Source organism: Amycolatopsis sp. FU40, from assembly GCF_021903635.1.
Classification (GTDB): Bacteria; Actinomycetota; Actinomycetes; order Mycobacteriales; family Pseudonocardiaceae; genus Amycolatopsis; species Amycolatopsis dendrobii.
The window spans coordinates 8,620,384-8,634,564 of sequence record NZ_CP091381.1; the positions used below are offsets into that span (position 1 = coordinate 8,620,384).

The window sequence follows — 14,181 nt, forward strand, 5'->3', positions numbered from 1 at the left end:
GTCATGCGTTGCTGAGCGGTGCTGGGTGGGGGCCGCGCGTTGCTAAGCGAGGCCGCGCGGTGGTTGTGCGGTGCTGAGCTGAGCCGCGTGGCAGCCATGCGGTGTTGAGCAGGGGCGTGCGGCAGTCACGCCGTGCTGGGTGATGGCGCGGTGGTCACGCGGTGCTGAGCGGGGCCGCGCGGCGGTCATGCGGTGCTGGGCGGAGCAAGCCGACTCGGCCGCAGTCCTGCCGAGCTGAGCTGGTGTCGTACCGACGTGGCGGCGGGCTGGGCAGCGCTGGCCAGAAGTACGTGAGGGGAGCCTTGAGGGAATCGGATTCCCTCAAGGCTCCCCTCACGACCTGTCACCCAGGCAGGCGGTAAGCCGTCGTTGAACCGCCGGTCAGGCAGCGGCGACCGGAAGTATCAGTCCTCCACCCAGTCGAAGGTCTTCGTCACCGCCTTCTTCCAGTTCCGGTATTCCTTCTCCCGCCGCGACTCGTCCATCGACGGGTCCCACTGCTTGTCCTTCGCCCAGTTGGTCCGGATGTCGTCCTCCGACTCCCAGAACCCCACCGCCAGCCCGGCCGCGTAAGCCGCGCCCAGTGCGGTCGTTTCGTTCACCACCGGGCGGATCACCGGCACGCCGAGGATGTCCGCCTGGAACTGCATCAGCAGTTCGTTCACGACCATCCCGCCGTCGACCTTCAGCGACTTCAGCGGGACGCCCGAGTCGGCGTTCATCGCGTCGATCACCTCTCGCGACTGGAACGCCGTCGCCTCCAGCACCGCTCGCGAGATGTGGCCCTTGTTCACGAACCGGGTCAGGCCGACGATCGCGCCTCGGGCGTCGGAGCGCCAGTACGGGGCGAACAGGCCCGAGAACGCGGGCACGAAGTACGCGCCGCCGTTGTCGTCGACCGTTCGGGCGAATTCCTCGATCTGGGCCGCCGACGAAATCAACCCGAGGTTGTCGCGCAGCCACTGCACCAGCGAACCGGTGACCGCGACGGAGCCCTCCAGTGCGTACACCGTGTCGTTCGAGCCGATCTTGTAGCAGACCGTCGTGAGCAGGCCGTTCTCCGACAACACCTTCTCCGTGCCGGTGTTCAGCAGCACGAAGTTGCCGGTGCCGTAGGTGTTCTTGGCCTCGCCCGGCGAAAGGCACGCCTGGCCGAACGTCGCCGCCTGCTGGTCGCCCAGGATGCCCGCGATCGGCACTTCCGCGAGAGCCCCGCGCGGGCGGACCTTGCCATACACCTCCGACGACGACCGGATCTCCGGCAGCATCGACAGCGGGATCCCCATCTCCGCCGCGATGTCCTCGTCCCACTGCAGGGTGTCGAGGTCCATCAGCAGCGTGCGCGACGCGTTCGTCGGGTCCGTCACGTGCACGCCGCCGTCGGTGCCGCCGGTCATGTTCCACAGCACCCAGGTGTCCATGTTGCCGAACACCAGATCGCCCGCCTCGGCCCTGGCCCGCGCGCCCTCGACGTTGTCGAGGATCCACTTGATCTTCGGGCCGGAGAAGTACGTCGCGAGCGGGAGACCGGTCTTCGAGCGGTAGCGCTCCTGGCCGCCGCCGAGCGCTCCCAGTTCGCCCGCGATCTTGTCGGTGCGGGTGTCCTGCCAGACAATCGCGTTGTACACCGGCTTTCCGGTGTTGCGGTCCCACACGAGCGCCGTCTCGCGCTGGTTGGTGATGCCCACCGCGGCGATGTCGGTCGGCCGCAGGTCGGCCTTGGCGAGCGCGCCCGCCGCGACCGCGCGGGTGTTTTCCCAGATCTCCTCGGCGTTGTGCTCGACCCAGCCCGCTTTCGGGAAGATCTGCTCGTGCTCGCGCTGGTCGACCGCGACGACACGGCCGGAGTGGTCGAAGATCATGCAACGCGTCGACGTGGTGCCCTGGTCGATCGCGGCGACATACGAAGTCATGGATTCCCTCCGGAAAGCTGGATCAGGTCAGGTTGTGCACGGCCAGGTACACCAGCGCCGCCAGCGCGGCGCCGACGAGCGGACCGAGGACCGGCACCCACGAGTAGTTCCAGTCCGGGTCGCGCTTGCCCTTGATCGGCAGCAGGAACGCGTACGCGATGCGCGGGCCGAGGTCGCGGGCCGGGTTGATGGCGTAGCCGGTCGGCCCGCCGAGGGAAATGCCGATCACCAGCACGACGAACGACACCCCGGCGTAGCCGAGCGCGGTGTTGCCGAAGGTCGGCGTCCCGTCCGCGGCCGTCTTGAACGCCGGGGTCAGCAGGATCCAGCCGACCAGCACGAAGGTGCCGATGATCTCGGTCACCAGGTTCCACGCCTTGTTCCGGATCTGCGGGGCGGTGGAGAAAATGCCCAGCGTCTCCTCCGGATTCGGATGGTCGTCGAACTGCAGTTTGTAGGTCAGCCAGCACAGCACGGCGCCGAGAATCGCGCCGAGCATTTCGCCGATCAGGTAGAACGGCACGTCCGCCCACGAAACCTTGCCCGAAATGGCCAGGCCGAGCGTGACCGCCGGGTTCAGGTGCGCGCCGGTCGGCGCGGCGAGGCTGGCGCCGGCGAACACGCCGAAAGCCCACCCGAAAGTGATGAACAGGGTTCCGGCTTGGAAGCCGTTGTTCTTGCGCAGCACGACGTTGGCGACCACGCCGTTGCCCAGCAACAGGAGCACCGCTGTACCCAGCAGCTCCCAGACGATGATCGCGCCCGGACTCAAACTCACGCTTCCCGCACCTCCACACTGGACAGTCTGTGCAGGGCCGATCACGTCCGGCCACAGCCCCGTAGCCGACCCCAGTTCGCGGCACGTTACCGCCGCGTACGCGCGCAATCCATAAGCCGGGCGAACCAATGTGACCATGATCGTCATGGGTTCCGCCACACGTGTCACCTCGGGGTCAGCAGACGATCACGCAAGCGTGCGATGCTGGGGAAGGTGGAGCACGAGGAGGAACGAGTGGTGACGAACCCGCAGAACGGCAGCGACCCGGCCCGGCTGGGTCCGGCGGGCCGGGAGGAATCCTGGCGGCGCTTCGGCGACGAGACCTTCGACCTGGTCGTGATCGGCGGCGGCGTCGTCGGCGCGGGCACCGCGCTCGACGCGGCGACCCGCGGCCTGCGGGTGGCTCTCGTCGAGGCCCGCGACCTGGCGTCCGGCACGTCGAGCCGGTCGAGCAAGCTCTTCCACGGCGGCCTGCGGTATCTCGAACAGCTTGAGTTCGGCTTGGTGCGCGAAGCGCTGCACGAGCGCGAGCTGATGCTGACGAAGATCGCGCCGCACCTGGTGAAGCCGGTGAGCTTCCTGTACCCGCTGACGCACCGGATCTGGGAGCGTCCGTACACCGCCGCCGGGCTGCTGATGTACGACACGATGGGCGGCGCCCGCTCGGTGCCAGGCCAGAAACATCTCACCCGCGCGGGTGCCCTCCGAATGGTCCCCGCGCTCAAACGGTCGGCGCTGATCGGCGGCATCCGGTATTACGACGCGCAGTCAGACGATGCCCGGCACACGATGACCGTCGCGCGCACCGCCGCGCATTACGGCGCGGTGGTCCGGACCTCCACCCAGGTCGTCGGCTTCCTGCGCGAGGCGGACCGGATTTCCGGCGTGCGCGTGCGCGACGTCGAGGACGGCCGCGAGACCGAGATCCACGCCGGGGCGGTGGTCAACTGCACCGGCGTGTGGACCGACGAACTGCAGCGGCTGTCCGGCGGCCGCGGCCGGTTCCGCGTGCGCGCCAGCAAGGGCGTGCACATCGTCGTTCCGCGCGATCGGATCGTGTCGGAGTCGGGGATGATCCTGCGCACCGAGAAGTCGGTGCTGTTCGTCATCCCGTGGCGCAACCACTGGATCGTCGGCACCACCGACACCGATTGGAATCTCGACCTCGCGCATCCGGCGGCCACCAAGCACGACATCGACTACCTGCTCGAACACGTGAACTCGGTGCTCGCGACGCCGCTGACGCACGACGACATCGAAGGCGTGTACGCGGGCCTGCGTCCGCTGCTGGCCGGCGAGAGCGAAGAGACGTCGAAGCTGTCGCGCGAGCACGCGGTCGCGCGGGTCGCGCCGGGCTTGGTCGCGATCGCGGGCGGCAAGTACACGACGTACCGGGTGATGGCGGCCGACGCCGTCGACGCCGCGGTGGTCGACCTGCCGGGCCGCCCGCCGTCGTCGATCACCGACAAGGTCCCGCTGCTCGGCGCGGACGGCTACCACGCGCTGGTCAACCAGGCCGATCACCTGGCCGCGGAGCACGGGCTGCACCCGTACCGCGTGCGGCACCTGCTCGACCGCTACGGCTCGCTGGTGCACGAGGTGCTGGCGCTCGCGGCGGACCGGCCGGAATTGCTCAAGCCGATCGAGTCGGCGCCGGATTACCTCGGCGTGGAGGTTGTGTACGCGGCCAGCCACGAGGGTGCGCTGCACCTGGAGGACGTCCTCGCCCGGCGCACGCGGATCTCCATCGAGTACGCCCACCGCGGCGTCGACTGCGCCGAGCAGGTCGCCCAGCTGGTGGCCGGCGTGCTGGGCTGGTCGGAGGAAACGACCAAGCGCGAGGTCGAGGTCTACCGGGCGCGGGTCGAGGCGGAGCGGGATTCGCAGTTGCAGCCGACGGACGAGTCGGCGGACGCGTTGCGGGCGGCCGCGCCGGAGGCTCGCGCCGGATTGATCGAGCCGGTCAGCTGAGGTTTCCTCGTGGGTGCCGGGAAGAACCGGCACTCACGAGGGCTTGAGCACCCAGCGGATGAGCGTCTCCCCGCTGGGCGAGGGCCGCTCCTCGGGCCCGACTCGGCTGAACCCGGCGCGCCCGGCGACAATCGCGGACGCGGTGTTGCTTTCGTCGTGCCGGTAAGCGATTTCGTGCAGCCCCAAGCGGGCGAATCCGAACTGGATCGCGGCCGAAAGCGCTACTGCCGCGATGCCTTTGCCCCGTTCGGCCGGATGCGTCCACACCGACGCCTCGGCGGTGCCGAAGGCGAGGTCCAGATCGCGCAGCCCGACCTCGCCGAGCAGGCGGCCGGTCGCCGGTTCCGCGACCGCCCACGAGCAGCGTTCGTCGCACGCCCACTGCGCGGCGCGCAGCGTCACGTACTCGGTGGCTTCGTCGGGGGTGCGCAACCGGTAGTTCAGCACGTACCGCCGGTGCCGCGGGTCCGCGAACGCCTCCATCAGCGCGGGCCGGTCGTCGAGATGCCGGTCCGCGCGCAGCTGACGCAGGTAGTACGCGCCCGCGTTGATTTCCACGGGTTCCACAAGCCGAGCCTAACCGCCTGGAACCGGAAAACGGCTGCGTGCCGCGTCACGACCGGGGAGGACGCGGGGTGAAAAATCCTTGCCGGTTCGGGCAGTACCGCGGAAAGACCGCCCCGGCGGCATGATCGTCCTGGCAGCGTTGCCGGTATGCCGGACAATCTGACCCAGTTTGCCGCCGACCACGCCCGTCTGCACAGATGGGACGACCTTCCCGCCTTCCTCGCCGACGACCGGACCTGGACGTTCGCCGAGGTCTACGCCGGGGCCGCCCGCGTCGCGGGCGGTTACCGCGCCGCCGGGCTGCACCGCGGCGACCGCGTTCTGCTCGCGCTTCCGGACAGCATCGAAATGGTCTGGTGCCTGCTCGGCGCGTGGCAGGCCGGAATCGTCGCGATTCCGGTGAATGTCCAGATGAGCCACGACGATCTGACCCGCGACATCCGCACCGCCGAACCCGCGCTGATCGTCGCGGACCCGGAAACGGCGGGCTGGCTCGACGACGCCGGGCTCGCTCCGACCACCGGTGCGGAACGGCTGGCGGCAGCGGAGCCGGAGACGGAGTTCGCGCCGGGCGGCGACCATCCCTCGCACGCGATGTTCACGTCCGGCACCACCGGCGCTCCCAAGCTGTGCTTCTTCCTCCACAGCAACTTCGGCCCGTCGATGCTTCGCACGGACGGCGTCGGCACGGTGGCGTTCTCGGTGTCGCGCATGTATTTCGCCGGCGGCCTGTACTCCTCGGCGATGGCCACGATCTGCACCGGCCAGACGTCGGTGCTCTCGCGGCCGCGTGCGACTCCGGCCGCCGCGCTGGAGTTGATCCGTCGCCACAACGTCGCGACGCTTTTCGCGCAGCCGAGTTTCTACGCGCGTCTGCTGCTGGAGCCGGGGCATGCCGAGATTCTCGGCAAGCTCCGCGGCGCGATGTGCGCCGGCGAGGTGCTTTCCGCGCGGCTGCGGGAGAAGCTGATGCCGATCTTCGAGGACCGGTTGGTCAACCTTTACGGCGCTACCGAGGCCGGCGGGTACGCGATGGGCCGTCCGGCGGACTACCTCGACCCGTCCGCGGTCGGGCCGGCTTACGAGGGCCGTTCGGCACGCGTTGTGGCCGACGGTCAGGAAGTGGCGGCCGGTGTGCAGGGCGAACTGCAGGTTCTGGTCCCGTTCGCCACGCGCGGTGTCGCTCGCGGCAGCCTCGGCCCGGATCAGGTGACCGACATCTGGTGGTCGACCGGCGACCTCGCGTCGATCGACGAGCAGGGCGTCATCCACGTCTACGGACGGCTGGACGACGTCGAGGTGATCGGCGGGCAGAATGTGGTTCCCGGCGAGGTCGAACGGCTCCTCGAAAGCCACCCGAAGGTGCGGGAAGCGGCGGTCAGCGCGGTGCGGCGCGACGCAGGGGACACGACGTTGCGCGCCTACGTGGTGGCGTCGGCGGGTGCGGGTGACGACGACTTGGGCGCGGAGCTGGTCGCGCTGACTCGCGAACATCTGTCGTGGTACAAGGTGCCGCAGGACGTGACGTGGCTGGAAGCGTTGCCGCGCAACGGGAATGGCAAGGTGCTGCGACGGCAGCTGCGTGCCGCGGGCGGTCAGCTGGCTTGAGCCGGGGAAGGGATCGCCGGGAACTCCGCGTGCACGGCGGTCCCTTCCCCACGCGCGGATTCGATAGTCAGCGAGCCCGCCACCCGTTGCACCCGCTGACGCATGGCTTCCAGGCCGAAGCCGGTGCCGTCGCCGCGGTCGCCGGGGGCGAAACCTCTGCCGTCGTCCCGGATGTCGAGCATGACCAGGTCGCTGGTGTAGGTGAGCGTGATGCCGATCCGGTTGGCGTGCGCGTGTTTTTCCGCGTTGGCCAGGGCTTCCTGAGCCACCCGGTACAGCGCCACTTCCAGCTCCGGCAGCAACGGCCGCGCGTCGCCTTCTACGTCGGCGGTCACCTTGGCACCGGAGGTGCCGGACGCGCGATTCGCTAATCCTGCCAAAGCTTCCGGCAAATGCGAGTCCGCCAACGGCTCCGGGCGCAACGCTTGAACCGCTCGGCGCGCCTCGGTGAGACTGTCCTTCGCCAGCGTGTGGACGTGGTCGAGATGCCGTTGCCGATCCGCGGCTTCGGTCGCCCGGTCGGCGGCCTGCAACTGGGTGACGATGCCGGTCAATCCCTGGGCGACAGTGTCGTGAATTTCGCGGGCCATGCGCTGTCGCTCGTCGAGCACGCCTGCCTCGCGGGCTTGGGTGAGCAGTTGTGCGTGCAATGCCGCGTTTTCCGTTAGCGCCGTTTCCAGCTGCGCGTTCGATCGGGCGAGTTTTTCATTGGTACGACGGCGTTGCTCGTTTTCCGCGCCGACGAACCACGCCACGTACAGAATCGGCCCGACGATTGAAACCGCGGTGATCCATGGCGGCGAAGGTTGCCAAATTCCCTTGGCCAGCAACGGAACCACCGCCGTCGCGGCCGCCGCGAAGATACTCCAGCGGGTGGGGAACAAGATGAACGCGATCGGGTAGCCGATCGAAGCGAAGGCGGTGAACGGATCCAGCCTTGACGTGAGCACGGTCGCGGCGGCCAGCAACACAACGAAGAATCCGATGGCCAGCCACGGTTTCCGGGTGCGCTGCGGGAAGACCGGGATCAGCACCAGCAGCCACAGTCCGCTCGCTGCGGCCAGAAGCAGTGTGGTGCGCCATTGCGCGGGATCGCCGTGCGGCTGACCAGCGGCGATGATGGTGCACACCGCGAGCGCCAGAATCCCGACCACGGCGAACACCGGGCCCGCCCATCGCTCGGCCTTCGGGTCGATCGAACCCGGCCGCAGCCCCATCATCGGACTCGGCCGCGACGCGCGTTCCGGCGGGCTCAGCGCCGCCGCCATCCGCTGAACAGGATCAGCAGCAACGGCAGCGCGAACACGATCAGCAGCCGTCCGCGCGTCACGATGAGCACGACGACCGCCAAGGCGATGGAAAGCGGCACCGAATACCGCCACACGAACGCGCTCAGCTTGCCGTTGCCCGCGGCCGGGACGACCGGTTCCGGCCGGGCCGTGGCCAGCAGCGCGCTCGGCCGCGGCGAGGGCAGGTCGTCGAACAGCGGCACGAGTTCGCTGACCAGCTTGGCTGACGTGACCTTCGCCGAACGGCTGCCGTACTCGTCGATGTCGAGGCGTCCGGTGCGGACGTGCTCGGAAAGGACGTCGAGCGCGTCCTGTCGTTCGGCGTCGCTCAGCCGCAGGTCAGCCATGGTCCGCCTCAGCGGTCCAGCCGGCGCTGCCGCCGGTGCTCGTCGCGCATCGCGCGGAACTCCTCGCGGCGTTCCCGGTGCCGGTCGTGGTGGTGGTGATGGTCGTGGTGCTCGAAACCCTTGCCCCAGAGCGCGCGGCCGACCGCGGTGAGCGCGATCGGCGCGAAGATCACCGGCCATCCCGCGGTGCCGGTGGCGATCAGGGCGATCGCCGCGATCCACACCAGCGGGACCAGCGCGGCGACGGCGCGTTGCCCTGCCGACCACTCCGGCTGCCGCGCGGCGACCTCGCCGGACGCCGCGGGCTGCGGCACGGGCATCGGCGGTGGCGCCGCGGCCGGTTCCGGGGCGGCGGTCGCGCCCGCGCCGAACACCGGATGCGGCACCGGAAGGTCGGTGAACAACTCGCCCAGTTCGCCCCGCGTCTTGGCCGCGGTGATCCGGGCGGAACGTTCGCCGAACTCGTCGATGTCGATCCGCCCCGCGCTCATGTGCTCGCCGAGCGCATGCAGCGCGGACTCTCGCTCCTGGTCGCTGATCCGCAGCTGCGGAGACGGAACCTCAGTCACGTAGTCGATGGTAGGCCGCGCGAGCGCGCGGCACCCACGACATTCAGCACAACTTCAGTCCTTGAGCTCCAAGAGTTGCGTTCCCTGCGTGACCGCGGAGCCGATCTCGACCGAAAGCCCGGTGACGGTGCCCGCTTTGTGTGCGGTTACCGGGTTTTCCATCTTCATCGCCTCGAGCACCACGATCAGCTCGCCCGCCTCGACGTGCTGGCCTTCCTCGACCGCGATCTTCACGATGGTGCCCTGCATCGGCGCGGTGACCGCGTCGCCGCTCACCGCTGCCTTCGCGCCGCCCGCTCGCTTGCGCGGCTTGGCTTTCGTCGCCGCGGGCGCGCCGCCGCCTTCGAGGGCGAACCCGCCCGGCAGCGACACCTCGAGCCGGCGTCCGCCGACCTCGACCACGACGTTCTGCCGCGGCGCCTCTTCCTCGGCCTCGATGTCCGGCGCGACGAACGGCTCGATCTGGTTGTCGAATTCGGTCTCGATCCAGCGGGTGTGCACGCTGAACCCGTTCTCGTCGCCGATGAAGGCCGGGTCGTTCACGATCACGCGATCGAACGGCAGCACCGTCGCCATGCCCTCGACCTCGAACTCGGCCAGCGCGCGACGGCTGCGCTCCAGCGCGTTCGCCCGGTCCGAACCGGTGACGATCAGCTTGGCGAGCATCGAGTCGAACTGGCCGCCGATCACGCTGCCGGATTCGACGCCGGAATCGACGCGCACGCCCGGACCGGACGGGGCGACGAACTTGGTGACCGTGCCCGGCGCGGGCAGGAAGCCGCGGCCGGCGTCCTCGCCGTTGATGCGGAACTCGATCGAGTGGCCGCGCGGCGTCGGGTCCTCGGTGATCCGGAGCTTCTCGCCGCGCGCGATGCGGAACATCTCGCGGACCAGGTCGAGGCCGGTGGTCTCCTCCGAGACCGGGTGCTCGACCTGCAGCCGGGTGTTCACCTCGAGGAAGGAAATGGTGCCGTCGACCGCGACGAGGTACTCGACGGTGCCCGCGCCGTAGTAGCCGGCCTCCTTGCAGATGGCCTTGGCCGACTCGTGGATCCGGGCGCGCTGGTCGTCGGACAGGTACGGCGCGGGGGCCTCTTCCACCAGCTTCTGGTGGCGGCGCTGCAGCGAGCAGTCGCGGGTGCCGACGACGATCGCGTTGCCGTGCTGGTCGGCCAGCACCTGCGCCTCGACGTGCCGCGGCTTGTCCAGGTAGCGCTCCACGAAGCATTCGCCGCGGCCGAACGCGGCCACCGCCTCGCGCGTCGCGGACTCGAACAGTTCGGGGATTTCCTCACGCGTACGGGCGACCTTCAGGCCGCGGCCGCCGCCGCCGAACGCCGCCTTGATCGCGACCGGCAGGCCGTGCTCGTCGGCGAACGCGATGATCTCGTCGGCGTCCTTCACCGGCTCCTTGGTGCCGGGCACCAGCGGCGCGCCCGCGCGCATCGCGATGTGCCGCGCGGTCACCTTGTCGCCGAGGTCGCGAATCGACTGCGGGCTCGGCCCGATCCAGGTCAGGCCCGCGTCGAGGACGGCCTGGGCGAACTCGGCGTTCTCGGAGAGGAAGCCGTAACCGGGGTGGACCGAATCGGCGCCGGACCGCTTGGCGGCGTCGAGGATCTTGTCGATCGCGAGGTAGCTCTCGGCCGCGGTGTTCCCGCCGAGGGCGAACGCCTCGTCGGCGAGACGCACGTGCGGAGCGTCGCGGTCCGGGTCCGCGTACACGGCCACGCTCTGCAAGCCGGCGTCCTTCGCGGCCCGGATCACGCGAACCGCGATCTCGCCCCGGTTCGCGACCAGGACCTTGGTCACCGGACCGCCTGTGCTCGCGGTGTCCTGCTCGCTCACCACATACCTCCCGTGCCCGTCGCCGCGCTGCTGGTCAACCGGGAGTCTACGGACCAGGAACGGGCCTGGATTGAGAGGTGGACCACCCGGTTCGGTCCTGTTTATACCCGTCCGGCGGGAGCCTGATGCCGCAGTTGTGCCGGTAGTTCGGAGTCGAGCACGATGACGTCGTAGGGGTTGACCTGGTGCACCAGCGCCAGGTTTTCGGTGTTGACCAGGATCCACGGCTGGTGTTCGCCGCAGCAGTCGACGAGCCGGTCCAGCGCGGTGAACGCGACCAGCGCGGTGCGGCCGTCCGGGGTGCGGCGCAGTTCGACGTTGGCTCCGGTCTGGCCGTCGGTGGTCGGGCCGGTGGGGCCGGTCGGCAGATAAAGGGCCGGGGGCAAATTGGGGTTCGTCACTCCGACAACATAGACGGACACGGTGCGCAAGGTCGCTTACAGTCTCGGATATGCGGACTTGGCCGAAGCGCGTCCCGCGATCCGCGCTGCTCACCGCCGTTCTCGCGGCGGTGGTCACGGCGGCGGCGCTCGTCGTGGTCGTCGCGTTGCGCCCGAAGCCGGACGGCGCGGTGACCATGACGCCGCGCGAGCCCGCCGCGGCTCCGGTGGAAGCGCCGTCCTCGACCTGCGGAAACGGTCCGTGCAAGCAACTGGCCGCGGTGAGCGTCGGCGGTACCCCGGTCGTGTTGCTGACAGACGCAGCGGGCGGATCGGGCCGGGTCCAGGTCGGGCAGCAGCCGTTCGAACTGGCGATCACGAACCTGGGTGCGAAGCTGACGGCGAATTCCCTGCGCTGCATCGACGGGTCGACCGCCGCGTGCCTGATCCGCGGCGACGCGGCTGGCGGTTCGTACGGCGAACTGCTCACCGAGTCCGGCGGCGTGTGGCGCGACTACGGCAAGCCGTATTTCTCTGACGCCGGTTCGCTGTCGCTCTACGACGTGAGCCAGGACGGCCGTGCGGACGTGATCGTCGTCCGGCACGAATGCCCGAAGGCGGTGTCCGGCACGCCACGTTGCCAGGCGGCTCCGGTGGTGGCGGAGGTGTACGAACTCGACGGCGAAGTGATGGGCTGCACGAGCACCGTCACCGCGCCGTCGGATTTCCGGGGCTGGCCGGACGTCGAACTGAAGAAATCCCAGCTGCGGCGCTGTTCCGGCAACTCGTGAGTGGCGATGCCGGTGAGAACCGGCATCGCCACTCGCCAGGCCTCAGGCCGTGGCGGGCCGGGCGGCGGCGCCCTCGTCGCGGTGGTCCGGCCGAACGGTCTGGGTGTGGAGGATTTCTTCGTCGAGCAGGCCTTCGCTGCGCGCGACGATCGTCGGGACCACGATCTGGCCCGCGACGTTCGTGGCGGTGCGCATCATGTCCATGATCGGGTTCACCGAGTAGATCAGCGCGATGCCGAGTGCGACCTGCTTGGCGTCGAGCCCGATGAACGCGGTGGTCAGAGTCAGCGCGGTCAGCCAGCCGGTGGTTCCCGCGGTGGCCAGCGCGCCGACCACGGCGACGACCACGATGCCGACGTACTGGCCGAAGCTCAGCGGCACCCCGGCGAGGTTGGCGATGAAGATCGCGCCGATCGCGGGGAACACGGCGGCGCAACCGTCCATTTTGGTCGCACTGGCGAGCGGGGTGGCAAACGCGGCGTACCCGGGGTCGACGCCGAGATTGACCGCGGACTGCCGGGTCAGCGGCAGCGTGGCCGAACTCGACTGCGAAGCGAACGCGAACTGGATCGCGGTGCCCGCCTTGGCGAAGAACGTCAGCGGGTTCACCTTCGCGACGAACTGCAGCAGGATCGGGTAGACGACGAACAGGATCAGCAGGCAGCCGACGTAGACCGCGATCGTGGTCGAGAGCAGCGGGCGGAACAGCGCGTCGCCGTAGTTGGAGACGGCGGCGCCGATCAGCCCGATGATGCCGATGGGCGCGAGGCGCACGATCCAGCCGAGGTAGCGCTGGATGATTTCGAAGACGCTCGTGGTGAAGTCGACGAACGGCTTCGCCTTGTTGCCGAGGCTGTAGGCGGCGGCGCCGATCACGACGGCGAGGAACAGCACCTGGAGCGTGCTGCCCTCGGCGAAGGCAGAGAAGAAGTTCTCCGGGAGCAGGCCCTTGATGAAGGCGTCCCAGGAACCCCAGTGGCTCATGCTCTTCGCGGCTTTGTCAGCGTTCTTCGCGGTGGCCGCGACGCCCTCGCCGAGTCCGCCGGAGCCGGGGTTGAACAGTTTGCCGATCGCGATCCCGATCAGCGAGGCGATGAACGAGGTGATCGCGAACCACAGCACGGTCTTGCCGCCGAGCCGCGCGGCGGTGCGGCCGCCGCCGAGGCCGCGGAGGCTGTTGATGCCGACCACGATCGCGGTGAAGACCAGCGGGATCACCGCGATCTGCAGCAGCGTGGTGAAGATCGTGCCGATGTGGTCGAGGGTGTCGGTCAGCCAGCCGGCTTCAGTCGTCCGTGCGATGACGCCGAGGCCGGCGCCCACGACAAGCGAGCCGAGCACGGCCGCGGCGAACACGCGCGGCTTGGTGTACGTCCTGACGAAGGACATGTGCCACCCCAGAGAGGTCGAGAGTTTCCGCTGACCCGGGTGCGGGCCAGCGTCGACTTTCCCCGATCACTCGTCCGAGTGACACATCGTCCCAATATGTGAACTAGTTCCACATTTCGGTCACGCTGACGCCCACCTCGGCGAGCAGCTGGCGCAGCAGCGGAAGACTGATCCCGATGACGCTCGACGGGTCCCCTTCGACGCCCTCGACGAACCACCCGCCGAGCGCGTCGAGCGTGAAGGCCCCCGCGACGTGCAGCGGTTCGCCGGTGGCGACGTAGGCGTCGATCTCGGCCTGGCTGGGGTTGGCGAAGTGCACGGTGGTGGAGCGGGTGCCGGAGGCTTCCTTGGTGCGCTGCCCGCCGTCGAGCCGGACCACAGCGTGCCCGGTGAGCAGGACGCCGGACCCGCCCGCCATCCGAGCCCACCGCTGCTTCGCGACCTCGGCGGTAGCGGGCTTGCCGACCATCTCGCCGCCGATGGAAAGCATGGAATCGCACGCGACGATCACGGCATCAGGCTCGGAAACCATCTCGACGACGGCGTTGGCCTTGGCCTTCGCGAGAGCTGAGACGAGCTCGGCGGGTTCGGGGTCGGTGAGGGCCGCGGCGACAGCGTCCTCGTCGACACCGGACACGACGACGGCCGGGTCTAGACCGGCGCTGCGCAGGACGGCGAGGCGGGCGGGGGACTGGGACGCGAGGACTAGACGCACGGTCTCGAACGCTACC

The 14,181-nt window shown here is 69.3% G+C and carries 13 protein-coding genes; 3 read left to right on the plus strand and 10 right to left on the minus strand.

Features of this window, described 5'->3' with window-relative positions; all coding sequences use genetic code 11:
• Positions 1-404 precede the first annotated feature (404 nt).
• Both glpK and L3Q65_RS40885 read right to left on the minus strand, forming a co-directional pair.
• Positions 405-1,913: a glycerol kinase GlpK gene (gene glpK / locus L3Q65_RS40880; protein ID WP_182894483.1), complete on the minus strand. Its 1,509-nt coding sequence runs from the start codon at positions 1,911-1,913 to the stop codon at positions 405-407.
• 22 nt (positions 1,914-1,935) lie between these two features.
• Entirely contained in the window at positions 1,936-2,685 is a 750-nt protein-coding gene (locus tag L3Q65_RS40885; protein WP_182894669.1) for an MIP/aquaporin family protein, read from the minus strand.
• Between the two features lie 207 nt (positions 2,686-2,892).
• On the opposite strand from L3Q65_RS40885, the gene L3Q65_RS40890 reads away from it, so the two are divergent.
• Positions 2,893-4,662: a glycerol-3-phosphate dehydrogenase/oxidase gene (locus tag L3Q65_RS40890; RefSeq protein WP_237598035.1), complete on the plus strand. Its 1,770-nt coding sequence runs from the start codon at positions 2,893-2,895 to the stop codon at positions 4,660-4,662.
• A gap of 33 nt (positions 4,663-4,695) precedes the next feature.
• On the opposite strand, the gene L3Q65_RS40895 is transcribed toward L3Q65_RS40890, so the two are convergent.
• Positions 4,696-5,229: a GNAT family N-acetyltransferase gene (locus L3Q65_RS40895; RefSeq protein ID WP_237598036.1), complete on the minus strand. Its 534-nt coding sequence runs from the start codon at positions 5,227-5,229 to the stop codon at positions 4,696-4,698.
• A gap of 147 nt (positions 5,230-5,376) precedes the next feature.
• Here L3Q65_RS40895 and L3Q65_RS40900 point away from each other — a divergent pair, with 147 nt between their 5' ends.
• Positions 5,377-6,837: a class I adenylate-forming enzyme family protein gene (locus L3Q65_RS40900; protein ID WP_237598037.1), complete on the plus strand. Its 1,461-nt coding sequence runs from the start codon at positions 5,377-5,379 to the stop codon at positions 6,835-6,837.
• Here the strand turns inward: L3Q65_RS40900 and L3Q65_RS40905 are convergent.
• The 5 genes from L3Q65_RS40905 to L3Q65_RS40925 all read right to left on the minus strand — a co-directional run bounded on the left by L3Q65_RS40905 (position 6,825) and on the right by L3Q65_RS40925 (position 11,291).
• The gene (locus L3Q65_RS40905) at positions 6,825-8,105 is read right to left on the minus strand and encodes a sensor histidine kinase (protein WP_237598038.1); all 1,281 of its coding nucleotides are present in this window, start codon (positions 8,103-8,105) and stop codon (positions 6,825-6,827) included. The two genes, L3Q65_RS40900 and L3Q65_RS40905, sit on opposite strands and share 13 nt — an antisense overlap.
• Positions 8,090-8,473, minus strand: a complete 384-nt coding sequence (locus tag L3Q65_RS40910; protein WP_182894480.1) for a DUF1707 domain-containing protein — start codon at positions 8,471-8,473, stop codon at positions 8,090-8,092. The genes L3Q65_RS40905 and L3Q65_RS40910 overlap by 16 nt, the downstream gene beginning before the upstream one ends.
• Positions 8,474-8,481: 8 nt before the next feature.
• Positions 8,482-9,042 (minus strand): DUF1707 domain-containing protein, encoded by a 561-nt coding sequence (locus L3Q65_RS40915; RefSeq protein WP_237598039.1) that lies wholly within the window; start codon positions 9,040-9,042, stop codon positions 8,482-8,484.
• 54 nt (positions 9,043-9,096) lie between these two features.
• Positions 9,097-10,890 carry an acetyl/propionyl/methylcrotonyl-CoA carboxylase subunit alpha gene (locus L3Q65_RS40920; RefSeq protein ID WP_182894478.1) on the minus strand — a complete coding sequence of 598 codons (1,794 nt, stop codon included), beginning with the start codon at positions 10,888-10,890 and terminating at the stop codon, positions 9,097-9,099.
• 101 nt (positions 10,891-10,991) lie between these two features.
• Complete coding sequence (locus tag L3Q65_RS40925) at positions 10,992-11,291, minus strand: SAV_915 family protein (RefSeq protein ID WP_182894477.1); 300 nt, start codon at positions 11,289-11,291, stop codon at positions 10,992-10,994.
• Positions 11,292-11,341: 50 nt separating this feature from the next.
• Here L3Q65_RS40925 and L3Q65_RS40930 point away from each other — a divergent pair, with 50 nt between their 5' ends.
• Positions 11,342-12,061, plus strand: a complete 720-nt coding sequence (locus L3Q65_RS40930; protein ID WP_237598040.1) for a hypothetical protein — start codon at positions 11,342-11,344, stop codon at positions 12,059-12,061.
• 42 nt (positions 12,062-12,103) lie between these two features.
• Here L3Q65_RS40930 and L3Q65_RS40935 read toward each other — a convergent pair whose 3' ends face one another.
• Positions 12,104-13,450, minus strand: coding sequence for a dicarboxylate/amino acid:cation symporter (locus L3Q65_RS40935; RefSeq protein WP_237598041.1), 1,347 nt, complete (start codon positions 13,448-13,450; stop codon positions 12,104-12,106).
• Between the two features lie 103 nt (positions 13,451-13,553).
• Positions 13,554-14,165 carry a nucleoside triphosphate pyrophosphatase gene (locus L3Q65_RS40940; protein ID WP_182894474.1) on the minus strand — a complete coding sequence of 204 codons (612 nt, stop codon included), beginning with the start codon at positions 14,163-14,165 and terminating at the stop codon, positions 13,554-13,556.
• Positions 14,166-14,181: the final 16 nt, after the last annotated feature.